The 25,183-nt window shown below is 71.5% G+C and carries 20 protein-coding genes and 1 riboswitch; of the genes, 12 read left to right on the plus strand and 8 right to left on the minus strand.

Translation table 11 applies throughout. The features are described from left to right. The first annotated feature begins 184 nt into the window (after nucleotides 1-184). Nucleotides 185-652, plus strand: coding sequence for a nuclear transport factor 2 family protein (locus tag ACWDD9_RS36300; RefSeq protein WP_449813962.1), 468 nt, complete (start codon nucleotides 185-187; stop codon nucleotides 650-652). A 427-nt stretch (nucleotides 653-1,079) separates the two neighbouring features. Here ACWDD9_RS36300 and ACWDD9_RS36305 read toward each other — a convergent pair whose 3' ends face one another. After that, the gene (locus ACWDD9_RS36305; RefSeq protein ID WP_449813963.1) at nucleotides 1,080-4,115 is read right to left on the minus strand and encodes an NB-ARC domain-containing protein; all 3,036 of its coding nucleotides are present in this window, start codon (nucleotides 4,113-4,115) and stop codon (nucleotides 1,080-1,082) included. A 123-nt stretch (nucleotides 4,116-4,238) separates the two neighbouring features. Next, complete coding sequence (locus ACWDD9_RS36310) at nucleotides 4,239-4,994, minus strand: TetR/AcrR family transcriptional regulator (RefSeq protein WP_387822119.1); 756 nt, start codon at nucleotides 4,992-4,994, stop codon at nucleotides 4,239-4,241. 150 nt (nucleotides 4,995-5,144) lie between these two features. Here ACWDD9_RS36310 and ACWDD9_RS36315 point away from each other — a divergent pair, with 150 nt between their 5' ends. Beyond that, nucleotides 5,145-5,783, plus strand: coding sequence for an NADPH-dependent FMN reductase (locus tag ACWDD9_RS36315; RefSeq protein ID WP_449813964.1), 639 nt, complete (start codon nucleotides 5,145-5,147; stop codon nucleotides 5,781-5,783). 22 nt (nucleotides 5,784-5,805) lie between these two features. Continuing rightward, complete coding sequence (locus tag ACWDD9_RS36320) at nucleotides 5,806-7,419, plus strand: MDR family MFS transporter (RefSeq protein ID WP_449813965.1); 1,614 nt, start codon at nucleotides 5,806-5,808, stop codon at nucleotides 7,417-7,419. 69 nt (nucleotides 7,420-7,488) lie between these two features. On the opposite strand, the gene ACWDD9_RS36325 is transcribed toward ACWDD9_RS36320, so the two are convergent. From ACWDD9_RS36325 to gcvT, 4 genes are all read right to left on the minus strand, one after another. Further along, nucleotides 7,489-8,856, minus strand: a complete 1,368-nt coding sequence (locus tag ACWDD9_RS36325) for an L-serine ammonia-lyase (RefSeq protein ID WP_117489616.1) — start codon at nucleotides 8,854-8,856, stop codon at nucleotides 7,489-7,491. Between the two features lie 161 nt (nucleotides 8,857-9,017). Further along, a complete protein-coding gene (gene glyA, locus ACWDD9_RS36330; protein ID WP_049649095.1) occupies nucleotides 9,018-10,286 on the minus strand; it encodes a serine hydroxymethyltransferase in 1,269 nt (422 codons plus the stop codon). An 80-nt stretch (nucleotides 10,287-10,366) separates the two neighbouring features. Continuing rightward, nucleotides 10,367-10,747: a glycine cleavage system protein GcvH gene (gcvH, locus tag ACWDD9_RS36335; protein WP_049649096.1), complete on the minus strand. Its 381-nt coding sequence runs from the start codon at nucleotides 10,745-10,747 to the stop codon at nucleotides 10,367-10,369. A 99-nt stretch (nucleotides 10,748-10,846) separates the two neighbouring features. After that, nucleotides 10,847-11,968: a glycine cleavage system aminomethyltransferase GcvT gene (gcvT, locus tag ACWDD9_RS36340; RefSeq protein WP_049649097.1), complete on the minus strand. Its 1,122-nt coding sequence runs from the start codon at nucleotides 11,966-11,968 to the stop codon at nucleotides 10,847-10,849. Between the two features lie 229 nt (nucleotides 11,969-12,197). Continuing rightward, a riboswitch (glycine riboswitch) is annotated at nucleotides 12,198-12,299 on the minus strand. A gap of 209 nt (nucleotides 12,300-12,508) precedes the next feature. On the opposite strand from gcvT, the gene ACWDD9_RS36345 reads away from it, so the two are divergent. The 7 genes from ACWDD9_RS36345 (at nucleotide 12,509) to ACWDD9_RS36375 (ending at nucleotide 20,921) form a co-directional block, all read left to right on the plus strand. Next, the gene (locus ACWDD9_RS36345) at nucleotides 12,509-13,312 is read left to right on the plus strand and encodes an enhanced serine sensitivity protein SseB C-terminal domain-containing protein (protein ID WP_117489618.1); all 804 of its coding nucleotides are present in this window, start codon (nucleotides 12,509-12,511) and stop codon (nucleotides 13,310-13,312) included. Between the two features lie 116 nt (nucleotides 13,313-13,428). Then, nucleotides 13,429-14,352 (plus strand): enhanced serine sensitivity protein SseB C-terminal domain-containing protein, encoded by a 924-nt coding sequence (locus ACWDD9_RS36350; RefSeq protein WP_079271895.1) that lies wholly within the window; start codon nucleotides 13,429-13,431, stop codon nucleotides 14,350-14,352. 446 nt (nucleotides 14,353-14,798) lie between these two features. Continuing rightward, nucleotides 14,799-15,785 (plus strand): ABC transporter permease, encoded by a 987-nt coding sequence (locus tag ACWDD9_RS36355; RefSeq protein WP_049649099.1) that lies wholly within the window; start codon nucleotides 14,799-14,801, stop codon nucleotides 15,783-15,785. An 86-nt stretch (nucleotides 15,786-15,871) separates the two neighbouring features. Further along, a complete protein-coding gene (locus ACWDD9_RS36360) occupies nucleotides 15,872-17,638 on the plus strand; it encodes an ABC transporter substrate-binding protein (protein ID WP_387968336.1) in 1,767 nt (588 codons plus the stop codon). A gap of 97 nt (nucleotides 17,639-17,735) precedes the next feature. Continuing rightward, nucleotides 17,736-18,746 (plus strand): ABC transporter permease, encoded by a 1,011-nt coding sequence (locus ACWDD9_RS36365; RefSeq protein WP_049649101.1) that lies wholly within the window; start codon nucleotides 17,736-17,738, stop codon nucleotides 18,744-18,746. Then, nucleotides 18,743-19,810, plus strand: a complete 1,068-nt coding sequence (locus ACWDD9_RS36370) for an ABC transporter ATP-binding protein (RefSeq protein WP_049649102.1) — start codon at nucleotides 18,743-18,745, stop codon at nucleotides 19,808-19,810. The genes ACWDD9_RS36365 and ACWDD9_RS36370 overlap by 4 nt, the downstream gene beginning before the upstream one ends. Before the next feature lie 34 nt (nucleotides 19,811-19,844). Continuing rightward, nucleotides 19,845-20,921 (plus strand): ABC transporter ATP-binding protein, encoded by a 1,077-nt coding sequence (locus ACWDD9_RS36375; protein ID WP_449813966.1) that lies wholly within the window; start codon nucleotides 19,845-19,847, stop codon nucleotides 20,919-20,921. An 89-nt stretch (nucleotides 20,922-21,010) separates the two neighbouring features. Here the strand turns inward: ACWDD9_RS36375 and ACWDD9_RS36380 are convergent, their stop codons facing one another. Continuing rightward, nucleotides 21,011-22,366, minus strand: a complete 1,356-nt coding sequence (locus tag ACWDD9_RS36380) for an acyltransferase family protein (protein WP_449813967.1) — start codon at nucleotides 22,364-22,366, stop codon at nucleotides 21,011-21,013. 129 nt (nucleotides 22,367-22,495) lie between these two features. On the opposite strand from ACWDD9_RS36380, the gene ACWDD9_RS36385 reads away from it, so the two are divergent. Further along, nucleotides 22,496-23,155: a trimeric intracellular cation channel family protein gene (locus ACWDD9_RS36385; protein ID WP_049660599.1), complete on the plus strand. Its 660-nt coding sequence runs from the start codon at nucleotides 22,496-22,498 to the stop codon at nucleotides 23,153-23,155. Here the strand turns inward: ACWDD9_RS36385 and ACWDD9_RS36390 are convergent. Further along, a complete protein-coding gene (locus ACWDD9_RS36390) occupies nucleotides 23,061-23,828 on the minus strand; it encodes an IclR family transcriptional regulator (protein ID WP_074001489.1) in 768 nt (255 codons plus the stop codon). The genes ACWDD9_RS36385 and ACWDD9_RS36390 overlap by 95 nt on opposite strands. 181 nt (nucleotides 23,829-24,009) lie before the next feature. On the opposite strand from ACWDD9_RS36390, the gene ACWDD9_RS36395 reads away from it, so the two are divergent. Further along, on the plus strand, nucleotides 24,010-25,183 hold a 1,174-nt coding region (locus ACWDD9_RS36395), incomplete at its 3' end, for a cysteine desulfurase family protein (protein ID WP_449813968.1).

A 25,183-nucleotide genomic window follows, 5' to 3' on the forward strand; every position in this document is an offset into this window, starting at 1 on the left:
CCGCCGCGATCTGGCACAACTGGAACACCGGCGCCGCGATCAAGCGCTCACTCATCGCCTATGACCACTGAGGACATCGGACTCATTCATCTAGGGTTGGGGCCATCGATCGATGCGCGGGGGCCAAGTCGATTGCCGCAGAGGGATCCTGGCGTCCCCGTCCGCTGCCGAAGGGGCCGCCGTCATGCCGGATTCCGCCACGCCCAGCCCGCCCAGCACGCTCGACCTGCTCGTCCGCTACCGGCGGGCGATGCTCGACCTGGACGCGGACGCCCTCGCAGAGCTGTACGCCGAGGACGGGGTGCACGAGTTCCCGTTCCTGTTCCCCGGGATGCCGGAGCGGTACCGGGGGCGGGAGGAGATCCGGGCCGGCTACCGGGCCGCCTGGGGTGCGAGCGCGGCGCGGCCGCGGGAGATCCGGGAGGTGGCCGTCCACCCGGGGGCCGACCCGGAGGTGCTGACCGTCGAGCAGCAGGTGGTCGGGACGCTCGCCACCACCGGGGAGCCGTTCACCGTGCCGGGCCTGCTGGTGATGCGCGCCCGGGACGGCCTGCTGGTGCACGTGCGGGACTACATGGACGGCCTGGGCGTGGCCCACGCGATGGGCCGGCTGGGTGCCGTCGCCGCGCGGCTGGGGGTCGAGAGGGCCTGACCAGCGAGTTGAGTCAGGTGGATCCTGCACACTGTTCCGCAGATGCGTCGGACGACCGATGCGAACCGGTCGAGACCAGATCCGTCTATCCGCTCCCCGTGGGCGACGGAGTACTCGTCGATGCGGCCCGGCCATCCGTGATGTGGTTCCGCACCTTCCTGAAAGCAAGCTCATCCAGGCAGCGGGTGGCGAGCTCGAGGCCGCACTCGTCGTTGGCGATCGCCAGGTAGCGGGGCGCAGGAGGTCGCGCAGCTCCGTGATCCGGCCTTCGGGGACAGAGAGCCGGTGGAACGTCGACCTGCGAGTGCTGATGGTTTGGCTGGTTGTCTGGCGCATGTCGTTGTTCCTGTTGGTTCGTCGGCCGAGGAGCGCCGAGGAGCTCGGACGTCGTACTGGCGGTCCGGGCTGTTGGGCGGAGGGGAATCGGTCACGAAGAGTCGGGCGCAAGTTCCAGCGAGATGAGAATGGAGGAGGCGAGTAGGACGCGCCAGCCGGCGTCGTGCTCGGCGGAGAGCAGCTGGAGAGCGCCCCGCAGTCGGAGCTCACGGCGGGTGCCGCGGATGGAGGACTCCTCGTTGGTGCAGATGGCGCTCACCAGACGGAGCGCACCCAACTTGACCGGCATGTTCGGCTCGCTTTCCAGGTGCGTGCTCTCCAGGAGCGATGCGATTCGCAGCAAGGTTGCGAGAACGTCCTGTGCGTCCTGATCCCGATGAAGGGCGGACATACCGGTGGGGAGCCCCAGGTTGTGGAGGACGTTGGTGATGCCCCGAGGATGGAAGCGGGAGTCGGCGTCCTGGTTCTCCATGTGTTCCAGGATCCGAGTCACCTCACTCCAACGCCTTTGGTAGCAGAGTGCCTCGGCGAGCAACCCGGTGAGCGCGACACGCAGGCGAGGAGAAAGCTGTCCTCCGGCGAGCATTGCCCGGCAGCGCTGTTCCACCTCGTCATCGCGGAGAGCCGACGTGCCTAGCCCGTGGTTGAGTTGTTCGATCTCCGCCAGGAGCCGTGTTTCGGCAGTGCTTGGGAGGTTTTCCAGGAGCTGTGTGAACTTCGCCATCAGTTCCAGTACTTCGTCGTTCGGACCACCCCGGCGTGTCATCGTTCGCAGGGTGACCAGCAGGTTGGCGACGATGTGTGCGACATCCAGCGGGTGTGAATCGCAGAGCTGGCCGGCCAGTTGGTGAACTCGACGGCCCTGGGCCAGGAGCTGCTCGACGGGCGCCGCTTCCAACTCGGCCAACTCGGCCAGGGACATGCGGATCTTGAGTTCGAGGACGGCCGCCGACGGGCCGCAGCCCAGGACGTAGGCGAGCTCAGCCTCGAACAACCGTCTGGCCGCGGCCAGTTCTCCCCGTTCGAGGTGGGCGCCGGCCAGGTTTCCCCACAGGATCGCGACCTCACTGGAGGAGAAACCCAGCCGCTGCGCGTGCTCGGCGAGGCTCTGCGCGTGTGGCATCACGGCGAGGGCGTGTCGCTCGTCGCCGTGCCGCAGGAAGGCCGCCAGCCACAGCTGCACGTGGAGGGCCGACCGGCGTAGGACGCGCTCGACGGTCGCCCTGTCCCTCTCCACCCGGCCGCGCACTACGTACTGGACGATCTCGTTGACGCTGATGGTCTGGTCGACCTCCTCCGGGTGGGCCTCGGACCACTCCTCGGGCGGGCGGGCGCACAGCGGGGCATCGCGTCGGACCAGGGACTCCGACCAGAGTGCGCGGTGCACTTCGGAAGAGTTGAAGGAGTTCCCCGGGTCGTCCTGCAGAACGATCGGTTCGGGCGTGTCGAGGTAGGCCAGTTCGTCCGGGACGACGGCAATGGCGATGAGGAGGTGCAGCGGGATCTGGCGCGATCCCAGGTAGCCCGCCGCCTGGACGGACGACATGGCGATCTCCGATACGAAGGGTCGCTGAGGAAGCGCATACCGGTCCACCCGTTCCAGGGCGAAGTGGATCGCCGCCACCAGGGTGTGGGGATAGCCGGCTGGGACGGACCGTTCGTCGTCGAGTGCGAGGTCGCGGATCGAGCGCAGGTAGCGCGGCACCTCGGCGAGTCCGAGCTCGCAACTGAGGAGGTAGCCGCAGGCGAGTTCCAGGGCCAGTGGCCAGTGCGCCAGAGCCGCGGACAGGTCCATGGCCGCGCGTTCGGCATGCTCGTCCCACGGGGAGTCGTCCGCGAGCCTGAGGCGCACCAGGGCTCCTGCTTCGGTCGGCGTCAAGGCCTGGACGTCGATCTTGTGCGGATGAGCCGCCCAGCCGGCCTGGTTCGTGGAGGTGACGATCACATGGCCCCGCCCGCTGCTGGGCATCCACGGGTGGAGGCTGTGGCGATCGGTCGCATTGTCGAAGATCAGCAGCCAGCGTTCGGCGGACGCGCTCAGCAGCGCCCTGACTCCGTCCTGCAGCCGGGTGTCGTCGTCGGGAGCCCGGTCGCCTTGGGGATGCAGCCACTCGTGGATCCTCCGGAACGAGGTCATCAGGGAGGCGGTGCTCTCCGCGTTGACCCAGAAGATCCAGTCGTAGGAGTCCGCGGTGTCGTGGGCGTAGGCGGCGGCAAGACTGGTCTTGCCGATGCCGGACAAGCCGAGCAGGGCGCAACTCGACGGAACCCGGGGGCCGGGGGAATCCGCCAGCGCGGCCCGGACCCGGGAGAGGACCTCGGAACGCGGGACGTCCGGCACCGACGGGACGGGGCCGATCATGATTCCCCAGTCGAAGGCGCCCAAGTCCCACGCCAGGTGGCGGCTCTCGGTCAGGAGCTCGCTGCGGAAGGCCTCCAGCTCCAATACGCCCTCCGATTCTCCAGCGGCCCGGTGGTGGATCTCCGACACCAGGTGATTGGACATGCGCCCGGCCGACTGGTGACCGAGCCCGTCCCGGTGCCGGGCGCGGTGTTCCCGGATCCGTTCCCGGAGCTGATCGCGGAACTCGTGCGGATCGCGCAGGTCGGACTTGATCCGGGCGCGGCCCAGGGCGCGCAGGTCGTTGTCGCGGAGATCGTCCACGCTCGACAGCTTGGAGCTGCGGTCGAGTGCCTGGCGGAGCGCCGCCCTGAGCGTTCCGAGGTCACCGCCGTGGGTCAACGCCTGCTTCAGCCGGACTGCCTTGGGATGCAGCCGCTTGTTCGTGATCAGTTGGTAGGACTCGGCGGTCGGGCATGCGCGGACCATCCGCAGAAGGATCGCGTAGGCGGCTGGGGCCGACAGCTCGGTGTCGGGGCCGCCGGACTTCACCTGGGCGGCTACGACCGGCCGACGCAGGTCGTCCACCAGGTAGTAGTCGATAGCGTCCGTGTCAGCGGTTCCCGGTGAGGATTCGTCGCTGTCGTTGTCGTGGCCGGAGGGTTCGATCACGGCTGCGGCGATGTCGTGCCTGGCGTCCTCAAGGGCTTCGAGCAAGGCTTCCAGCGTGACCAGGTACTGGTACTGGAATCCAGCTGCTGCCGCTTGGCCCCCGCGTTTGGGCATGGCTCTGGACCTCCGGCCGTTCTCTCGATTTGGCTCGGACCAGGGTCCTCCACGTCGGTTGAAACAGCGAGGGATAGCGACAATTCGACCTTGCGAAGACTGTTCTGGGCCGCTTTTGACCGGTCAGAGGGCGAAGTGGGCGGCGATGCCGTCGAGGACGCAGTCGAGGCCGGTTTCGAACTGCCAGTCGGGGTCGTCCTTGCGGGTGGCCGCGTGGAGGTAGCGCTGGTAGTTGGGGTAGCGGCCGGTGCCCATCAGCCAGGTCATCCGGGGGGCGAGGCCGGCCCGGGTCTGGTCGCCGTCGGACCAGCCGCGCTCGCGGCGCAGGGTGTCCAGGGTGACTTCGGTGGTGACCGAGCCGTGGACGTAGCCGGTGACGGTGCGGAACACCGCCATGGTGGTGTCGGCGTCCAGGCCGTGCTCGGCCAGGGCGGCGAACGCGTGCTCGGGGACGGCGAGTTGGTTCGGGCTGAGGGAGAACGGGGTGGCCGCCCGGACGGTCCACGGGTGGGCCAGGTGCATGGCCCGCAGGTGGAGGGCGAGGGCGCGCATGGTCTCCCGCCAGTCCTCGGCGGGGGCGGCGTCCAGGGGGAGTCGGCCGTAGACGAAGTCGACCATCAGCTCGATGAGTTCGTCCTTGCCGGAGACGTACCGGTAGGCGGCCATCGGGGCGACGCCGAGTTCGGCGGCGAGCCGGCGCATGGTGACGGCGTCGAGGCCTTCGGCGTCGGCGACGGCGACGGCGGCCTCGGCGATCCGCTGCGGGGTCAGGGTGGTGCGCGGGGCGGGGGCCGGGCGGTCCAGGCGCTCCCAGAGTGACGCCGGGGGCCTGTCGTCGCCGGCGGGGGTGTCCCCGGTGGGGGCCTGCTGAGCGGGCATGGGGGCGGGCTCCTTCCGACTGGGGGTCGGTCCCACCGTAGCACCCTCCTGTGTACGGCGTATCGGCAGTGGACGCCGTACACGTCGATGTGTACGTTGTATTCGAGACGGATACGCCGTACACATCAGCCATCCCGGAGGGGGACTCCCATGTCCACGGAGCAGAAGTCCAACGAGCGGACGTCCAGCGAGCAGGCGTCCAACGAGCAGAACCTGAAGGTCGCCGTCCTCGTCGGCAGCACCCGCGACGGCCGCTTCGGCCCGGTGGTCGCCGACTGGCTGCTCGGCCACCTCGAGGCGCGCGGCGACCTGACCGCCGACCGGATCGACCTGGTGGAGACCCCGCTGCCCGTCACCTTCCCGTCCTTCGGCGGCGAACTCTCCCCGGACGACGCCGCGCTGCTGGCCGCCGTGTCGCCCCGGCTGGAGGCGGCCGACGCCTTCGTGATCGTCACGCCCGAGTACAACCACAGCTTCCCGGCCCCGCTGAAAAACGCCATCGACTGGCACAACCGGCAGTGGCACGGCAAGCCGGTCGGCTTCGTCTCGTACGGCGGCCTGTCCGGCGGCCTGCGGGCGGTCGAGCAGCTGCGGGTGGTGATGGCCGAGCTGAACGCCGCCACGATCCGCAACACGGTCAGCTTCCACGGCGCCTCGCAGTGCTTCGACGCCGAGGGCAAGGCGATCGACCCGGCCGCCGACACCGCCGCCAAGACCATGCTCGACCAGCTCACCTGGTGGGCGCAGGCGCTGCGGGACGCCCGCCGGGCCCGCCCGTTCGCGGCCTGAGCCGGGGAAGCGGGTGGACGGCATGGCCACGGAACAGAGCGGGGGCCAGAACAAGGAGCAGGCCGACGAGCGGCCCAAGCCGCCGCTGCTCGGCGTCGTCGGACTGATGCTCGGCATCTTCCTCTCGGCCCTCGACGGCCAGATCATCGGCACCGCGCTGCCGACCATCGTCGGCGACCTCGGCGGGCTGGAGCACCTCTCCTGGGCGGTCACCGCCTACCTGCTGACCTCCGCCGCCGCCACCCCGCTCTGGGGCCGGCTCGGCGACCTGTACGGGCGCAAGGGCGCCTACCAGTGGGCGGTGGTGGTGTTCCTGGCCGGCTCGGTGCTGGCCGGACTCGCCCAGGACATGGGGCAGTTGATCGCCTTCCGGGGCCTCCAGGGGATCGGCGCGGGCGGGCTGATGGTCGGCGCGCTCTCGGTGATCGGGGTGCTCGTCCCCGCCTCCGACCGGGCGCGGGTGCAGTCGGTGGTCGGCGTGCTGATGCCGATCGCCTTCGTCGGCGGACCGCTGCTCGGCGGCTTCCTCACCGAACGGCTGAGCTGGCGCTGGGCCTTCTACGTCAACCTGCCGGTCGGGCTGGTCGCGCTGCTCGCGGTCGGCGTCGGGGTACGGCTGCGGACGGAGCGGGTGCGCGCCCCGTTCGACTGGGCCGGGGTCGCCCTGCTGACCACCGGCATCCTCGCGCTCACCCTGGTGAGCAGCTGGGGCGGCACCGCCTACTCCTGGACCTCCCCGGTGCTCCTCGGCACGGCGCTCGTCGCGGTGGTCGCGCTGGGCTGGTTCGCCCGGACCGAACTGCGCGCCCCCGGGCCGCTGATCCCGCCCGCGCTGTTCCGCGACCGCAACTTCACGGTGGCGCAGATGCTCGGCTTCCTCACCGGCGCGGTGATGATCGCCCTGGTCGGCTACCTGCCGCTCTACCTGCAGCTGGCCCGGGGCGCCTCGCCCACCGCCGGCGGGCTGCTCCTGCTGCCGCTGATGCTCGGCATGATGGGCACCCAGCTGGTGACGGCGCGGCTGATGGGCCGGCCCGGCGGCGAGCGGCGCTACCCGCTGCTGGGCGGCGCGGTCACCCTGGCCGGCGGCGCGCTGCTGCTGCTCCTGCGCACCGACACCCCGATCGCCGTGGCCTCGGCCCTCACGGCCGTCGCCGGGATCGGCCTCGGCCTGGTGATGCAGAGCACCCTGCTGACCTCGATGGGGGCGGTCCGGCCGCAGAACATGGGCGCGGCGATGGGCGTGGTCACGCTGCTGCGGAGCATCGGCGGCTCGCTCGGCATGGCGGCGCTCGGCGCGGTCTACACGGCGCGGCTCACCGACTCCCTCACGGAGCGCCTCGGGGCCGCCGAGGCCGGCCGGCTCACCGGCGGAGGGCTGACCCCGGCCTCCCTCGACGGGCTCCCGGCGGCCGTCCGCGACGCCGTCGGGGCGGCGGTCACCGGCGGCCTGCACGGCACGGTCGTGGGCGGGGTGCTGCTGGCGGCCGCGGCGACGGCCCTCGCCTGCCTGGTGCGCCCGCAGCAGGGAGCGGCCAGGGAGATCAAGCCGCCGAAGCCCGAGCCCGAGCCGACGAAGCCAGACCCGGAGCCGGAGCCGGCCGACACCCCCGCGAAGGCGGCCACGGCCGGGTGATCCGGAGCACGCGCAGGCCCCCGGGCGGAACGGGGGACCGCCCGGGGGCCTGCGGAAAAGCCGGTCAGCTCAGCACTCGATGACGTTGACGGCGAGCCCGCCGCGCGAGGTCTCCTTGTACTTGATCTTCATGTCGGCCCCGGTCTCCTTCATCGTCTTGATCGCCTTGTCCAGCGAGACGTGGTGCCGTCCGTCGCCGCGCAGCGCCATCCGGGCCGCGGTGACGGCCTTGACGGAGGCCATGCCGTTGCGCTCGATGCAGGGGATCTGGACCAGGCCGCCGACCGGGTCGCAGGTGAGGCCGAGGTTGTGCTCGATGCCGATCTCGGCGGCGTTCTCGACCTGCTCGGGGGTGCCCCCGAGGACCTCGGCGAGGCCGCCCGCGGCCATCGAGCAGGCGGAGCCGACCTCGCCCTGGCAGCCGACCTCGGCGCCGGAGATGGAGGCGTTCTCCTTGAAGAGCATGCCGATGGCGCCGGCGGCGAGCAGGAAGCGGACGATGCCGTCGTCGTCGGCGCCCGGGATGAAGTTCAGGTAGTAGTGCAGGACGGCCGGGATGATCCCGGCGGCGCCGTTGGTCGGCGCGGTGACGACCCGGCGGCCGGAGGCGTTCTCCTCGTTCACGGCCATCGCGTAGAGGGTCACCCACTCCATCGCGTTGGCCGGCCCGATGCCCTCGGCGCGCAGCGCGCGGGCACCCGAGGCGGCCCGGCGGCGGACCTTCAGCCCGCCCGGCAGGATGCCCTCGCGGGACATGCCGGCCCGCACGCACTCCTGCATCACGGACCAGATCTCCAGCAGACCGGTCCGGATCTCCTCCTCGCTGCGCCAGGCCTTCTCGTTCTCCAGCATCAGGCCGGAGATCGACAGCCCGGTCTCCCGGCTGAGCCGCAGCAGCTCGTCGCCGGTGCGGAAGGGGTACTTCAGCACGGTGTCGTCGGGCTTGACCCGGTCCGCGCCGATCGCGTCCTCGTCCACCACGAAGCCGCCGCCGACCGAGTAGTAGGTCTTCTCCAGCAGGGTCGAGCCGTCCGCCGCGTACGCCCACAGGGTCATCCCGTTGGCGTGGTACGGCAGCGAGCGGCGGCGGTGCAGGACCAGCTGGGTGTCGGGGTCGAAGTCGATCGGGTGCTCGCCGAGCAGGTTGATCCGCTTCTCGGCGAGGATCCGCTCGACGTCCTTGTCGGCCTGGTCGACGTCGACGGTGCGGGGCGAGGCGTTCTCCAGGCCGAGCAGGACGGCCTTCGGGGTGCCGTGGCCGTGGCCGGTGGCGCCGAGCGAGCCGTACAGCTCGGCCCGTACGCCCGTCACCCGGTCCAGCAGGTCCTCGGTGCGCAGTCGGCGGGCGAACATCCGGGCGGCGCGCATCGGGCCCACGGTGTGGGAGCTCGACGGGCCGATGCCGATGGAGAAGAGGTCGAAGACGCTGATGGCCACGGGGGACGTCCTTGTCTGGTCGCGTGGAAGGACTTGCGGGCAGGGAGGGGCCGACACGGGACGGGGCACCGCGCGCACTTCCAGTGTGCGCGGTGCCCCGGGGTGCCTGGTACGCCGGAGGGGTGAGGCCGGTCACCCCGCCCGAACGATCACCGGAGTGATCAGAGGTTCGGGTAGAGCGGGTACTTCGCGGCCAGGGCGGAGACCCGGGCCTTCAGCGCGTCGGCGACGGTCTCGTCGAAGGCGGGCTTGAGCGCCTCGGCGATGATGTCGGCGACCTCGCGGAAGTCCTCGGCCTGGAAGCCGCGGGTGGCCAGGGCCGGGGTGCCGATGCGCAGGCCCGAGGTGACCATCGGCGGGCGCGGGTCGTTCGGGATGGCGTTGCGGTTGACGGTGATGCCGACCTCGTGCAGCCGGTCCTCGGCCTGCTGGCCGTCGAGCTGGCTGTTGCGCAGGTCGACCAGGACCAGGTGGACGTCGGTGCCGCCGGAGAGCACGCTGGCGCCGGCCTCGGCCACGTCGGCCTGGAGCAGGCGCTCGGCGAGGATGCGGGCGCCGTCCAGGGTGCGCTGCTGGCGCTCCTTGAACTCCTCGGAGGCCGCGACCTTGAAGGCGACCGCCTTGCCGGCGATCACGTGCTCCAGCGGGCCGCCCTGCTGGCCGGGGAAGACCGCGGAGTTGATCTTCTTGGCGAACTCGGCCTTGGACAGGATGACGCCGCCGCGCGGGCCGCCCAGGGTCTTGTGGGTCGTGGTGGTGACCACGTCCGCGTAGGGCACCGGGTTCGGGTGCAGCCCGGCGGCCACCAGGCCGGCGAAGTGCGCCATGTCCACCATGAGCAGCGCGCCGACCTCGTCGGCGATCCGGCGGAACGCGGCGAAGTCGAGCTGGCGCGGGTAGGCGGACCAGCCGGCGATGATCAGCTTCGGCTGGTGCTCCTTGGCGAGGCGCTCGACCTCGGCCATGTCGACCTGGCCGGTCTTCTCGTCCACGTGGTACGCGGCCACGTTGTAGAGCTTGCCGGAGAAGTTGATCTTCATGCCGTGGGTCAGGTGACCGCCGTGGGCCAGGCTCAGGCCCAGGATGGTGTCGCCCGGCTGGATCAGCGCGAACATCGCGGCGGCGTTGGCCTGCGCGCCGGAGTGCGGCTGGACGTTGGCGTGCTCGGCCCCGAACAGGGCCTTGATGCGGTCGATCGCGATCTGCTCGACCACGTCGACGTGCTCGCAGCCACCGTAGTAGCGGCGGCCGGGGTAGCCCTCCGCGTACTTGTTGGTGAGCACCGAGCCCTGGGCCTCCATGACCGCCACCGGGGCGAAGTTCTCGGAGGCGATCATCTCCAGGGTGGTCTGCTGGCGGTGCAGCTCGGCGTCGACCGCGGCGGCGATCTCCGGGTCGAGGGCGTGCAGGGACTGGTTGAGAACAGTCATGGTGTGGTCTTCCCGGGAGGAGGAGGGAAAGGGGCCAGGGCGGGACGGACCGCGGTGCGGCGGCCCGTCCCGTCGGGGGCTCAGCCCTGGGGGTTGGTGAGCGCGTCGTACTCGTCGGCGCTGAGCAGCTCGTCGGTGGCCTCGACGCGCACCTTGAACAGCCAGCCGCCCTCGAAGGGGTCGCTGTTGACGAGGGCGTTGTTGTCCAGGACGTCCGGGTTGACCTCGGTGACCTCGCCGGTCACCGGGGAGAACAGGTCGCTGACCGACTTGGTGGACTCCAGCTCGCCACAGGTCTCGCCGGCGGTCACGGTCTCGCCGACCTCGGGCAGCTGCACGTAGACGATGTCACCGAGCGCGTCCGCGGCGTGCTTGGTGATACCGATCGTGGAGACACCGTCCACGGCGGCCGTCAGCCACTCGTGCTCCTTGGTGTACTGAAGGTGCTGGGGGTTGCTCATGGCGTCATTCTCCAGGATGGGAAGCGGGTACGACGAAGCGGGCCGCCGCGCGGACGGCTGCGACGTGCGCGTATGGGAAAACGGGGGGCGTGCGAGGGGTCAGCGGGCGCGCTTGTAGAACGGCAGCGCCACGACCCTGACGGGCTCGTGCTTGCCGCGCACGTCCACCGCGACGGTGGTGCCGGGGGCGGCGTGGGCGGCGTCGACGTAGGCCATCGCGATCGGCTGCCCCAGGGTCGGGGACGGCGCGCCGGAGGTGATCCGGCCGATCGGCTCGCCCTCGGTGGAGACCACGGTGTACTCGGCGCGCGGCACCCGCTTGCCGTCGGAGACCAGGCCGACCAGCACCTTCGGCGGGTTGGTCTCGGCCGCGGCGGCGGCCGCCTCCAGGGCCTTGCGGCCGACGAAGGCGCCCTCGTTGGTGGTCTTGTCGAAGCGGACGACCCGGCCCAGGCCGGCGTCGAACGGGGTCAGGTCGGTGGACAGCTCGTGCCCGTACAGCGGCATGCCGGCCTCCAGGCGCAGCGTGTCGCGGCAGGACAGGCCGCAGGGGACCAGGCCGCGGTCCGCGCCGGCGGCGGTCAGCGCCTGCCAGACCGGCTCGGCGTCGGCCGGGTGGCAGAAGATCTCGAAGCCGTCCTCGCCGGTGTAGCCGGTGCGGGCGAGCAGCACCTCGCGGTCGGCCACGAAGGCTGGGAGGATCGCGTAGTACTTCAGGCCGGGCAGGTCGGCGTCGGTGGTGTCGGCCAGGATGCCGGTGGCCTCCGGGCCCTGGACGGCGATCAGCGCGTAGGTGTCGCGGTCGTCGGTGACGACGGCGTCGAAGCCCTTGGCACGGGCGATCAGCTCGTCGAGGACCAGCTGGGCGTTGGAGGCGTTGGCGACGACCAGGAAGGCGTCCTCGCGCAGGCGGTAGACGATCAGGTCGTCCAGGATGCCGCCGTCCTCGGCGCAGATCATGGTGTAGCGGGCGCGCAGCTCGCCCAGCGCGGAGACGAAGCCGACCAGGGCGTGGTCCAGCATCTCGCCGGCCTGCGGGCCGGTGACGGTGATCTCGCCCATGTGCGAGAGGTCGAACAGGCCGGCCTTGGTGCGGACGGCGAGGTGCTCCTCGCGCTCGCTGCCGTAGCGCAGCGGCATGTCCCAGCCGGCGAAGTCGGTCATGGTCGCGCCGAGGGCGCGGTGCAGCGCGTCGAGCGCGGTCAGGCGGAGGGACGACATGGCCAGGAACTCCTCGGTCGGGGCACTCAGGGGTGCACGCACCGGACCGGACCCGCTGGGGGCCGACCCTGCGCGCGGGCATGCGGCGGCGTGGGTCTCCCCATCTGTCGTCGAACCTGAGAGCTTCACCGCCCCGCCGCCCGCAGCCGTTTCCAGCTTGGGGGACAGCATGACGGCTTGCACCGTGGGTGGGCGCACGACAGGGCCGGGCGCCGCTTTCCAGATGTGCCTAACCCGTGCGGTAGGGGTGCCTGAGAGATTCCGGGGAGGACTTGCTCCTTCGGCGCCGGCTGTGCCTGAGCGGCACTCCGGGCTCTCCCGCGCGGGTTCGAGCGGCCGGTATGGAGTTGTGGGGGCCCGCGGCGCATGCCGTCGGACGGGCACATCATGGCACGTCCCGGACGACGAGGGGAGGGGGGACCCGGTCACACCGCGCGGGACCCGAACACGAGTCCTGACCGCACCCCCCGCACGCCTCTAGACTGCTGCGCGTCGGTGCGGCAGTGGGCGGCCGACGGCAGAGGGCGGAATCGGCGGCGCATGGGGTACCCGGTGGAGCAGCAGCAGGGGTGGGGCGGACCGGAGGAGGCGCCGGCGGGCGGCTCCTGGCCGGCCAACGAACTGGAGCAGGTGCTGACCGCGGCCCTGGGCGACCCGGGCGCGACCCCACGGGTGTTCGAGGTGCTGGCGCGCAGCCAGGTGTGGGTGCCGCTGCCGGCCGGGGCCGACCCGCAGGGCCAGGCGCTCGACCTGCCGACCATCGAGCTGGGCGGCGACCCGTACGTGCCGGTGTTCTCTTCGCAGGAGGTGTTCCTCCAGCAGGCGCCGGGGATGGCCTTCGCGATCGCGCCGGTGTGGGAGTTCGCCCGCGGACTGCCGCTGGGCCTCGGCATCGCGGTGAACCCGGACGCGCCGGTGGGCCTCCCGGTGCCGCCGCAGGGGGTCGCCGAGCTGCGCCGCGGCCCGCGCGAGGACCGCTGGGAGCAGGCCGAGGGCGCCGCGGAGCCGACCGGCGGCCGGGTGGCGCTGCGCGAGCCGGTGCCGGGCGAGGACCCGGAGCACTTCCTGGCCGCCTGCCGGAGCGAACTGTCGGCGCTGCCCGGTGTGTTGACCGCCCGCAGGGCGCTGGCCAGCATCGAGGGCGAACCGACCGTGATGTTCGTGGGCGTCCAGTTGGACCCGGCGGCCCCGGCCGACCCGGCCGCGGTGAACGAGGCACTCGGGCGAGCGCTGGGAACCGCGCCGCTGCCCGGGGGCGTCCACCTCGTACTGCTCGACCTCGCCGACGACCCGGTGGTCGAGTGGCTGCTCACCCGGGTACTGCCTTTCCACACGCGGGCGTGAGCGGGTCCGGATCAGAGGCACGTCGCCGTGGCGGTGGCCGGTGCCGCGCCATAGGGTGCGTGCAGACGGCCGACGGGTCGGCGGGTTGAGGGAAAGAGGCGCGGCGAGGTGGGCGCATGAGTGCGGGAACGGGAGCGGGCGGTGTGCCGGGGCCCTGGGGCCAGGCACCGGCCGGGCGCCCGGGAGCTGATCCCGGCGCGTTGGAGCGCGCCCTGCGCGACGTCGCGCCGGAGCGCTACGACGCGTACGAGCGGCTGCTGCACGCGCTGGCGGACGGCCGGGTCTGGATGCTGCTGTGGCACGGCACGCCGGGCAGCCCGGACGCGCAGTACGGGAACATGGAGATCAGCGGCCACGGCTACGCGCCGGCCGTCACCTCGCCCGAGCAGCTGACCGCCTCCGGCTGGGCGCGGGCCCACGAGGTCGTCTCCGGCCGGGAGATCGCGGCCTCGCTGTACCGCACCCGCTGGGGCCTGTGGCTCAACCCGCACGCCCCCGGCGGCGGCGTCGGGGTGCCCTGGGCGGACCTCCGGCGGGTCGCCGCGGGCCTGGACCGGCTGCCGGCCGGGCCGTTGAAGCTCAGCGAGCCGCAGTTGAACGCCCAGCCGTTCTTCGCGCTGCTGGAGCGGCAGGCCGCCGAGGTGCGCGCGGTCCGGGCACTGCGCCGGGCCTGGGTGCAGCCCGCGGTGGGGGAGCCGTACCTGGCCATCGGCCTTGACCTCTACGAGAGTTCGCCGCCGGCGGTGGAGGCGGTGCGGGCGCTGATGCAGCGCGCGATCGCGGTGGCCCCGGAGGGGCTCGCGGTGTCCACGGTGGCGATGTCGGACGAGTACGACCCGGTGGCGCTGTGGATGCGCGCCAACGCGCGGCCGTTCTTCGACCGGGAGGCGGGTCGCCCGCCGACCGGCCCGTACCCGCCGGTGCCCCCGCCGCCGTACCCCGGGCAGTCGATGCCGGGCTACGCGTACGGCACCCAGCCGCCGGCGCAGGGCTGGCAGCAGCAGCCGCAGCGGCCGTGGCCCGGCTACCCCGGGCGCTGAATCCCAAAACCCATTCTCCGAAGCCGACTTGATTGTCCGTCAAGTCGGCTTCGATGCTTTCCGGACGAATTTCCGGATGTGCGGCCCGGTCATCTTGACATGGCAGTTACAGCCATGTGAAGAGGTATATGCCGAAGATCGGGGAGGTGCATGCACGCAGATCACAGTTGGGCATCTGTCGGTTGTCAGGGCTGGCGCAAGCCAGTTCGGATGGCAGAGAGTTCTGCGCAACGCACCGCGCGTGCTGGAACCCCACAAAGGTGAGCGCGCACGCCGACAAGCCCGTCCACGCGACGCCCATCCCGCGTGGTGGCAGTGCCTGTGCACGACGCACTGCCGTCAACACCCGCTCCTCCTAAGCACCTCCGCACGTCCGCAGCCGCACCGCCGAAGACGGCGACCGGCACCCGTGGGCCGGCCACCGTCGGCGAGGGGACCAACTGACCATGACATCCGTGACCACCGCCGGGAACGAGCCGGAGGCAGCAGCCGCCGCCGGACCGGCCAAGAAGATCGAGGGCCGCTCCCTCGGCCAGATCGCCTGGACCCGCTTCAAGCGGGACAAGGCCGCCGTCGCCGGCGGCGTCGTGGTGATCCTGCTGATCATGCTCGCCGTGCTGGCCAAGCCGATCGAGTCGATGTTCGGGCTCGACCCGGACGCCCTCCACCAGGACCTGCTGGACGCCGACCTCGGCGGTCTGCCGTTCGGCGACTGGGGCGGCATGAGCCTCGAACACCCGCTCGGCATCGACCCGCTGCAGGGCCGTGACCTGCTCACCCGCGTCATCGAGGGCTCCTGGGTCTCCCTGCTGGTCGCCTTCGGCGCGACCCTGCTGTCCAACACCATCGGCACCGTGCTCGGCATCATGGCCGGCTACTACGGCGGCTGGGTGGACACCGTGATCAGCCGGGTGATGGACGTCTTCCTGGCCTTCCCGCTGCTGCTCTTCGCCATCGCGATCTCGACCTCGCTCCAGGGCGGAGCCTTCGGCCTGCACGGCCTGCCGCTGCACATGCTGGTGCTGATCTTCGTGATCGGCTTCTTCAACTGGCCCTACATGGGCCGGATCGTGCGCGGCCAGACGCTCTCGCTGCGCGAGCGGGAGTTCGTCCACGCGGCCCGCAGCCTCGGCGCCCGCGGCCCGTTCATCCTGTTCAAGGAGCTGCTGCCCAACCTGGTCGGTCCGATCCTGGTCTACTCGACCCTGCTGATCCCGACCAACATCCTCTTCGAGGCGGGGCTGAGCTTCCTCGGCGTCGGCATCCAGCCGCCGCAGGCCTCCTGGGGCGGGATGCTCCAGGACGCGATCCGGTACTACCAGGTGGACCCCCAGTACATGGTGGTCCCCGGTCTGGCGATCTTCGTCACCGTGCTCGCCTTCAACCTGCTCGGCGACGGTCTTCGCGACGCCCTCGATCCCAAGAGCAACTGATCCCGCCGCACATGACCACGCATCATGTGATGCGCCGTCAAGGCTCTCCTTCACCGCCTCCCATCCCCAAGGGGTTGATCTCACCCATGCGTAGGTCCCGTACCGTCGCCCTGACCGCGGCCGCAGCCGCCGCCGTCCTGGTCGTGACCGGTTGCACCAGCTCGTCGAAGGACACCGGTTCCGCCTCGTCCTCCGGCACCGGAGGCGGCTCCGGCGCCAACGCCGCCACCAAGGGCATCGTCAACGCCTCGGACAAGAAGGGCGGGACGGTCACCTACGAGATGAAGGGCACCCCGGACTCGCTCGACCCGGGCAACACGTACTACGCGTACATCTACAACTTCTCGCGCCTGTACGCCCGTCCGCTGACCACCTTCAACCCGGCGCCGGGCGAGGAGGGCAACAAGCTCGTCCCCGACCTCGCCGAGTCGATGGGCCAGGTCAGCGCGGACGGCCTGACCTGGACGTACAAGCTGCGCAAGGGCCTGAAGTACGACGACGGCACCCCGATCTCCTCGAAGGACGTCAAGTACGCCGTCGAGCGCTCGAACTACGCGCTGGACGTGAACTCCAACGGCCCGGTCTACTTCCACGACCTGCTGGTCGACAACGCCACGCCGTACGCCGGTCCGTACAAGGACAAGGAGGGCGGCCTCGACTCGATCGAGACGCCCGACGACACCACGGTGGTCTTCCACCTGAAGCAGCCCTTCGCCGACTTCGACTACCTGGTCAGCGCCCCGCAGACCGCGCCGGTCCCGCAGGCCAAGGACACCGGCTCGGAGTACGTGAAGAAGATCGTCTCCTCGGGCTCCTACAAGTTCGAGTCCTACGAGGACGGCAAGCAGGCCGTCCTGGTCCCGAACACCAACTGGGACGCGAGCACCGACCCGATCCGCAAGCAGCTCGCGGACAAGATCGTGCTCCGGATGAACATCGACCAGTCCACCATCGACAAGGACCTGCTGGCCGGCAACGCCCAGGTCGACCTGGTGGGCGGCGGCGTCGACCCGCAGACCCAGGCGCAGATCCTCCAGAACCAGAAGCTGAAGGCCAGCACCGACAACGCCTACGGCGGCCGCCTGGTCTACATGGCGATCAACTCCAAGCTCGCGCCGTTCGACAACATCGAGTGCCGCAAGGCCGTGCAGTACGCGGTCGACAAGGTCTCGGTGCAGACCGCCCTCGGCGGCCCGATCCGCGGCCAGATCGCCAACACGGTGCTCCCGCCGGACATCCCGGGCCACCAGGACTTCAACACGTACGAGACCAAGGACAACAAGGGCGACGAGGCCAAGGCCAAGGAGGCCCTGAAGGCCTGCGGCAAGGAGGGCGGCATCAACACCGTCCTCTCCGCCCGCACCGAGCGCGCCACCGAGGTCGCCGCGGCCACCTCGATCCAGGCCGCGCTGAAGAAGGTCGGCATCAACGCCGAGATCCAGCAGTACCCGCAGGGCAAGTACCTCCAGGACAGCGCCGGCTCCCCGCAGTTCGCGGCCGAGCACAACATCGGCCTGATGATGATGCAGTGGGGCGCCGACTGGCCGACCGGCTACGGCTTCCTCCAGCAGATCGTCGACGGCCGCACCATCAAGCCGTCCGGCAACAACAACCTGGCCCAGCTGGACAACCCCGCGGTCAACAAGCTGCTCGACGACGCCGCGATCAACCCCGACAAGACGGCCCGCGAGAAGATCTACGGCGACGTCGACAAGAAGGTCATGGACCAGGCGGTCTACGTCCCGCTGACCTACTTCAAGGTCTTCCTGTACCGCCCGGACAACGCCACCAACGTGGTCTCCACCTCGGCGTTCTCGGGCGAGTACGACTACCTGAACATCGGCGTCAAGTAAGAGCCTGGCTCCGCATCCCTGAAGGCAGGTGAAGGCAGCGGCGCCCGCCGCCGTCCGGAAGATCCCGGACGGCGGCGGCCGCCGGAGCCGCCCAACTGTGTTTGCCTACATCATCCGCAGGATCTTCGCGGCGGCGATTTTGCTGCTGGTCGTCAGCGCGGTCACCTTCGCGATCTTCTTCCTGCTCCCGCGCCTCGCGGGCGAGACGGCCGACCAACTGGCCGCCCAGTACATCGGGAAGAACCCGTCGCCGGACGCGATCGCGGCGGTCAAGCAGAACCTCGGCCTCGACCAGCCGCTGTACACCCAGTACTGGAACTTCCTGAAGGGGCTGGTCAGCGGCGCCGAGTACCACTTCGGACCGGAACCGGCCACCTGTCACGTGCCCTGCTTCGGCTACTCCTTCAAGAACCACCTGGAGGTCTGGCCCGAGCTGACCAAGCGGATCCCGATCACCATCTCGCTCGCCGCCGGTGCGGCCGTGCTCTGGCTGGTCTCCGGCGTCGCCACCGGCGTCGTCTCCGCCCTGAAGCCGCGGTCGATCTTCGACCGGCTCTCCATGGGCGTCGCGCTCGCCGGCGTCTCGCTGCCGGTCTTCTTCACCGGCGCGCTGCTGCTCACGCTGTTCAGCTACGAGTGGCCGATCCTGGACAACCTGCACTACGTCGACTTCACCGACGACCCGCTGATGTGGGCCCGCAACCTGATCCTGCCCTGGATCTCGCTGGCCTTCCTCTACTCCGCGCTCTACGCCCGGCTCACCCGCGCCGGGATGCTGGAGACCATGAGCGAGGACTACATCCGCACCGCCCGGGCCAAGGGCCTGGTCGAGCGCAAGGTCGTCGCCCGGCACGGGCTGCGCGCCGCGCTCACCCCGATCGTCACGATCTTCGGCATGGACCTCGGGCTGCTGCTCGGCGGCGCGCTGATCACCGAGCAGGTCTTCTCGCTCCAGGGCGTCGGCCAGTTCGCCGTCCAGGCGATCTCCGACAACGACCTGCCCAAGATCCTCGGCGTCACCCTGCTCGCCGCCTTCTTCATCGTCGCCTGCAACCTCGTGGTCGACCTCCTGTACGCCCTCGTCGACCCCCGGGTGAGGCTCTCGTGACCGACCTCCAGAAGGACCCGGCGGCCGCTCCCGCCCCGGCCGGCGACCCCTTCCTCTCCGTGCGCGACCTGCGGATCCACTTCGACACCGACGACGGCCTGGTCCGCTCGGTGGACGGGGTCAGCTTCGACCTGCACAAGGGGCGCACCCTCGGCATCGTCGGCGAGTCCGGCTCCGGCAAGTCCGTCACCTCGCTCGGCATCATGGGCCTGCACCGCTCCAAGCGGGCCCGGATCAGCGGCGAGATCCGGCTGAACGGCGAGGACCTGATCGCGGCCGGCCCGGACCGGGTGCGCCAACTGCGCGGCCGCGAACTGGCGATGATCTTCCAGGACCCGCTGACCGCGATGCACCCCTACTACACGGTGGGGCAGCAGATCGTCGAGGCCTACCGGGTGCACCACCCCCAGGCCACCAAGAAGCAGGCCCGGACCCGCGCGGTCGAGATGCTCGACCGGGTCGGCATCCCGCAGCCGGACCGCCGGGTGGACGACTACCCGCACCAGTTCTCCGGCGGCATGCGCCAGCGCGCCATGATCGCCATGGCGCTGGTCAACGACCCCTCGCTGCTGATCGCCGACGAGCCCACCACCGCCCTGGACGTCACCGTCCAGGCGCAGATCCTGGACCTCATCCGCGACCTCCAGGAGGAGTTCGGCTCCGCGGTCATCATCATCACCCACGACCTCGGGGTGGTCGCCGAACTGGCCGACGACATCCTGGTCATGTACGGCGGCAAGTGCGTCGAGCGCGGCCCGGCCGAGACCCTCTTCGACGCGCCCGAACACCCGTACACCTGGGGCCTGCTGGGCTCGATGCCGCGACTGGACCGGGAACTCCAGGACCGGCTGGTGCCGGTCAAGGGCACCCCGCCCAGCCTGATCAACGTGCCGTCCGGCTGCGCCTTCCACCCGCGCTGCCCGTACGCCGCCCTGACCGACGGGCGCTCCACGAGCGAGGTCCCGGCACTGGCCGAGGCCGTGCCCGGGCACTTCGCGGCCTGCCACCTGGCGGCCGGCGAGCGGCACCGCATCTTCGCCGAAGAGATCGCGCCCCGGCTGTGAGCCCGGCCTCGTACCACCTTTCTGGAGAGAACCGATGACGGACACTCAGGCGGCTCCGACCCCGCGGTCGGCACCCGCCCCCGGCCGTGAGCCGCTGCTGAAGGTGGCCGGCCTGACCCGGCACTTCCCGATCCGCGGCGGGCTGCTGCGGCGCCAGACCGGCGCGGTGCGGGCCGTCGACGGCATCGACTTCACCGTCAACGCCGGCGAGACGCTGGGCGTCGTGGGCGAGTCCGGCTGCGGCAAGTCGACCATGGGCCGACTGGTCACCCGGCTCGACGAACCGACCGGCGGGACCATCGAGTTCGAGGGCACCGACATCAGCCACCTGAGCGTCGGGGCGATGCGGCCGCTGCGCCGCGACATCCAGATGATCTTCCAGGACCCGTACTCCTCGCTGAACCCCCGGCACACCGTCGGCACCATCGTCGGCGCGCCGTTCCGGCTCCAGAACGCGGTGCCCGAGGGCGGCCTCAAGAAGGCCGTCCAGGAGCTGCTGGAGCTGTGCGGGCTCAGCCCCGAGCACTACAACCGCTACCCGCACGAGTTCTCCGGCGGCCAGCGCCAGCGCATCGGCATCGCCCGGGCGCTCGCGCTGAAGCCGAAGATGATCATCGCGGACGAGCCGGTCTCCGCGCTGGACGTGTCGATCCAGGCGCAGGTGGTCAACCTGCTGGACGACCTCCAGCAGGAGCTCGGGCTGACCTACCTGATCATCGCGCACGACCTCTCGGTGGTCCGGCACGTCTCGGACCGGGTCGCGGTGATGTACCTCGGCAAGATCGTGGAGATCGCCGACCGGGACTCGCTCTACCGCAGCCCGATGCACCCGTACACCAACGCGCTGATGTCCGCCGTGCCCGTCCCGGACCCGCGCCGCCGCCAGCGCGCGGGCCGCGACCGGATCCTGCTCAAGGGCGACGTCCCCTCGCCGATCAACCCGCCCAGCGGCTGCCGCTTCCGCACCCGGTGCTGGAAGGCGCAGGATGTGTGCGCGAGCCAGGAGCCTCCGCTGGCGGTGCTCGAGACCGGGCACCAGGTGGCGTGCCACTTCCCCGAGAACGCCCCCGAGAACGCTCCGGGGAACGCTCCGGCGGACGCCAAGGCCTGAGGTCCCCGCACGGACGCGAGAGGCCGCCCGCCCCGGACCCCCGGGGCGGGCGGCCTCTTCGGCGTCCGCGTCCCAGGCGTCCGGGCGCCTCAGACGCCCGCGGCCGGCACCGCTTCGGGCCTCGGCGCCGGTTCGCGCGGGCCCGGGGCGGGGGCCGGGAAGCGGCGGTCCAGCGCCCGGACCACCCGGCGGCCGAGGCGCTGGAACGGGATCTCGACCAGCCGGTACGACAGGTAGGAGAGCGCCACGAGCGCCCCCAGGTAGCCGAGGGTGAGCGCGGCCTGCCCCGTCGGCCCGACGATCGGCGGGTAGCCCTGGAGCCTCCAGCCGACGAAGTACATCAGCGGCCCGTGCAGCAGGTAGACCGAGAAGCTGATCGTGCCGAGCCCGCTCAGCCAGCGCGGGAAGCGGCGCCGGCGCAGCAGCATGGCCGCCGCGAACAGGGCCCAGGCGGCCAGGTAGGCGAGGGAGAAGGACTGCCACGAAGGGGTCCAGGTGTGCCAGAGCGCGGTGTCCCGGTTGTACAGGTAGCCGACCGTGACGCCGGCGACGACCACGAAGGCGCAGCAGAGCAGGGCCGGGAGCCGGTCGAGCAGGCCGTGCTCCAGCCGGTACAGCACGGTGCCGGCGAACATCGTCGCGAAGATCAGCATGGTCTCGAAGCCGGTGCTCCGGTTGTTCACCGTGATCAGGACCAGGCCCAGGCCGCCGAGCAGCAGCGCGCCCCAACGGGTCAGGTCCGGGCGGGCGGTGGCGATGCACGCCATCGCCATCAGCACCACGATCCCGGCCACCGCCACCAGGTGCCTGGTGGCCGCCAGGTCCACCGAGATCCCGCCGATCGGCAGCCAGGTGCCGAGCAGCAGGGCGACGGACGCGAAGCCGACCGCGATCGGCGCGCTGTTCCGGTGCCACCCCCGGACGAACAGCGCGCACACGAAGTAGTAGAAGACCATCTCGTAGGTGAGCGACCACATCACGCCGATGGCGCTGGGCACCCCCACCAGGTCCTGGAGCAGCAGGCCGTTGGCGGCGAGCGACAGCACCGGGTGGTCGAAGGGGAAGCTCTGGACGATCTGGCCGCCGCGGGGCAGCACCAGCAGGCTCACCACGATCGTGACGGCCACCGCGGGGTAGATGCGGAAGAGCCGTCCGGTCCAGAACGCCCGGACGTCGCCGCGCCGTTCCAGCGACGCCGGGATGATGTACCCGCTGACCAGGAAGAACAGCATCACGCCGAAGAAGCCGAGGTCCAGCTGGCGCGGCACCCGGTCCGCGTGGGGGATCTTGCCGAGCAGACCGAAGTGGTGCATGGCGACGGCGAGGGCGGCGACGCCGCGCAGCGCGTCGAGCCAGCCGAGCCTGGCGGAGGCGGGCGGTTCCGGCGGCGACTTCGACGGTTCCGGCGGTGACGCCGGGGCCGACCTGGGCTTCACGAGCTTCACAGGCGGAGGCTAGCCGAGCCGCTCCGGCCGGACGGCGCGCAAGCCGTCCGGCACCCTTCCGGCGGTGCGTTCGCATCCGGAGAACGGACGTTCACCGGCACATCCGTGCACATCGGGTACACATGGACGGTGACATCCCAGCTCTTCCCGACCGACGTCCAGCAGTCGCTGGACCTCGTCGGCATCTTCGTCTTCGCCCTCTCCGGGGGCCTGCTCGCCGTCCGCAAGAACATGGACATCTTCGGCATCTGTGTGCTGGCCGAGGTCACCGCCCTCGGCGGCGGCGTGATGCGCGACCTGGTGATCGGCGCGACCCCGGTCGCCGCGTTCACCAACCTCGGCTACTTCGTGACCCCGCTGGGCGCCGCCCTGGTGGTGTTCTTCCTGCACCCGGAGGTCGAGCGGATCAACCGGGCGGTGCAGACCCTGGACGCCCTCGGGCTCGGGCTGTTCTGCGTGACCGGCACCGCCAAGGCCCACGACTTCGGGCTCGGCGCCGTCGCCGCGATCGCGCTCGGCATGGTGACCGCGGCTGGCGGCGGCGTGATCCGCGACATACTCGCCGGGGAGATCCCCTCGCTGCTGCGCTGGGACCGGGAGATCTACGCCGTCCCCGCCCTGGTCGGCGCCACCGTCGTCGCCCTGCTGATCGCCACCGACCGGCTCACCGGCGTGACCGGCACCGCCGCCGCGCTCACCGCCTTCGGGCTGCGGATGCTCGCCCTGAAGTACGGCTGGCGTGCCCCGCGGGCCTGGCACCGCAACGGTTCTCGCACCAGCGAGGAGTAGGCGAGCCGCCGTACGCGAGCGAGATCGCCTCGGCCGTGCAGAGCAGTTCCGGCACCATCCTGGCCAGTTCGGCCGGCGGAACCTCGCTCGCCGGGGCGCTCAGCGCGCAGGCCGCGACCGTCCGCCCGCCGCTGCCCGCGACCGGCGCGGCCACGCAGGTCACCGGCTCCCGGTGCTCGCGCGACTCGGCCGCCCAGCCCCGGCGGCGCACCGCCGCCAGCTCGGGCTCCGCGCGGGCGTCGTCCGCGGACAGCCCGGCGAGCAGCACCCGGCCGACCGCCGTCCCGTCGACCGGGGCCCGGCGCCCGATCCGGGACGGCTCCGCGCCCGGCGGCCCGGCCACCTCGTCCAGGTAGAGCACCTCGCCGTCGTGCAGCACGGCGAGCCGGACGGTGTAGCCGCAGCGGGCGTTGAGCGCGGCCAGGTACGGCGCGGCGACCTGCCGGACGTCGAAGTCCTCCAGCGCGCGGTGGGCCAGCGAGAGCACCCGGCCGCCGATCCGGTAGCGCAGGTCCGGCTGGCGGCGGGCGAAGCCGTGCTCCTCCAGGGTGCGCAGCAGCCGCAGGGCGGTGGACTTGTGCACCCCGAGGCTGCTGGCGGCCTGCTCCAGCGAGAGCGGTGCGTCGCCGAGCGCGTCGAGCAGGGTCAGCGCGCGGTCGACCGACTGCGACATGGCGTTCCCCGTGGATCCGGCTGACTGGTGGCGTCAGGCTAACCGCTGGGTGGCTCAGTGGTACAAACCAGTACCGGACGCGGCCGTCCGGCCGTGGTGCGTCCGGCCCGTGCGGGCGGTGGCTGGATCGGTGCCCCGGGCCGGAACCCCGCCCCGTGCGGCGCTCTACAATCGGATGGTTATGCCATACCTGGACCATGCGGCGACCACGCCGATGCTGCCCGAGGCGATCGCCGCGATGACGGCGCACCTGGGGGTGGTCGGCAACGCCTCGGCCCTGCACGCGGCCGGCCGCCGGGCCCGCCGGGTGGTCGAGGAGTCCCGGGAGTCGCTGGCCGAGTCCCTGGGCGCCCGCCCCAGCGAGATCGTGCTCACCGGCGGCGGCACCGAGTCCGACAACCTCGCGGTCAAGGGCCTGTACTGGGCCCGCCGGGACGCCGACCCGGCCCGCACCCGGGTGCTGTGCAGCCCGGTCGAGCACCACGCGGTGCTGGACGCGGTGCACTGGCTCTCCGAGCACGAGGGCGCCGCCGTCGAGTACCTGCCGGTCGACGAGCACGGCCGGGTGCACCCCGAGGCGCTGCGGTCCGCGATCGAGCGCGACCCGGCGTCGGTGGCGCTGGTCACCGTGATGTGGGCCAACAACGAGGTCGGCACCGTCCAGCCGGTCCGCGAACTGACCGCCGTGGCGGCCGAGTACGGCATCCCCGTGCACGCCGACGCGGTGCAGGCGCTCGGTCAGGTCCCGGTCTCCTTCGCCGAATCAGGCCTCACCGCGCTCACCGTCACCGGACACAAGATCGGCGGCCCGTTCGGCATCGGCGCGCTGCTGCTCTCCCGGGGCGCCGCGCCCGTACCGCTGCTGCACGGCGGCGGGCAGGAGCGCGACGTGCGCTCCGGCACCCTGGACGCCCCCGGCGCGGCCGGCTTCGCGGCCGCCGCCGCGATCGCCGTCGAACGGCGGGCCGAGCACACCGTCACGCTGGGCGCGCTGCGGGACGAACTGGTGGCCTCGGTGCTGGACGCCGTCCCCGACGCGATCCTCAACGGCGACCCGTCCGCGGCCGGGCGGCTGCCCGCCAACGCGCACTTCTCCTTCCCCGGCTGCGAGGGCGACGCCCTGCTGATGCTGCTGGACGCCCAGGGCATCGAGTGCTCGACCGGCTCCGCCTGCTCCGCCGGGGTGCCGCAACCCAGCCACGTGCTGCTCGCGATGGGCGTCGACCCGCTGCTGGCGCGCGCGTCGCTGCGGTTCTCGCTCGGCCACACCTCGGTGCGGGAGGACGTGACGGCGCTGGCGGCGGCCATCGGGCCGGCGGTGCAGCGGGCGCGCAACGCCGGGCTGGCCTCCGTCC

This window comes from Kitasatospora sp. NPDC001119 (genome assembly GCF_053598475.1).

Coding starts and splice junctions, on each gene's coding strand:
- ACWDD9_RS36300 (WP_449813962.1), top strand. CDS start 185: ATGCCGGATTCCGCCACGCCCAGCCCGCCCAGCACGCTCGACCTGCTC.
- ACWDD9_RS36360 (WP_387968336.1), top strand. CDS start 15,872: ATGCGTAGGTCCCGTACCGTCGCCCTGACCGCGGCCGCAGCCGCCGCC.
- glyA (WP_049649095.1), bottom strand. CDS start 10,286: ATGACTGTTCTCAACCAGTCCCTGCACGCCCTCGACCCGGAGATCGCC.
- ACWDD9_RS36390 (WP_074001489.1), bottom strand. CDS start 23,828: ATGTCGCAGTCGGTCGACCGCGCGCTGACCCTGCTCGACGCGCTCGGC.
- ACWDD9_RS36345 (WP_117489618.1), top strand. CDS start 12,509: ATGGGGTACCCGGTGGAGCAGCAGCAGGGGTGGGGCGGACCGGAGGAG.
- ACWDD9_RS36315 (WP_449813964.1), top strand. CDS start 5,145: ATGTCCACGGAGCAGAAGTCCAACGAGCGGACGTCCAGCGAGCAGGCG.
- ACWDD9_RS36305 (WP_449813963.1), bottom strand. CDS start 4,115: ATGCCCAAACGCGGGGGCCAAGCGGCAGCAGCTGGATTCCAGTACCAG.
- ACWDD9_RS36320 (WP_449813965.1), top strand. CDS start 5,806: ATGGCCACGGAACAGAGCGGGGGCCAGAACAAGGAGCAGGCCGACGAG.
- gcvT (WP_049649097.1), bottom strand. CDS start 11,968: ATGTCGTCCCTCCGCCTGACCGCGCTCGACGCGCTGCACCGCGCCCTC.
- ACWDD9_RS36350 (WP_079271895.1), top strand. CDS start 13,429: ATGAGTGCGGGAACGGGAGCGGGCGGTGTGCCGGGGCCCTGGGGCCAG.
- ACWDD9_RS36355 (WP_049649099.1), top strand. CDS start 14,799: ATGACATCCGTGACCACCGCCGGGAACGAGCCGGAGGCAGCAGCCGCC.
- ACWDD9_RS36375 (WP_449813966.1), top strand. CDS start 19,845: ATGACGGACACTCAGGCGGCTCCGACCCCGCGGTCGGCACCCGCCCCC.
- ACWDD9_RS36310 (WP_387822119.1), bottom strand. CDS start 4,994: ATGCCCGCTCAGCAGGCCCCCACCGGGGACACCCCCGCCGGCGACGAC.
- gcvH (WP_049649096.1), bottom strand. CDS start 10,747: ATGAGCAACCCCCAGCACCTTCAGTACACCAAGGAGCACGAGTGGCTG.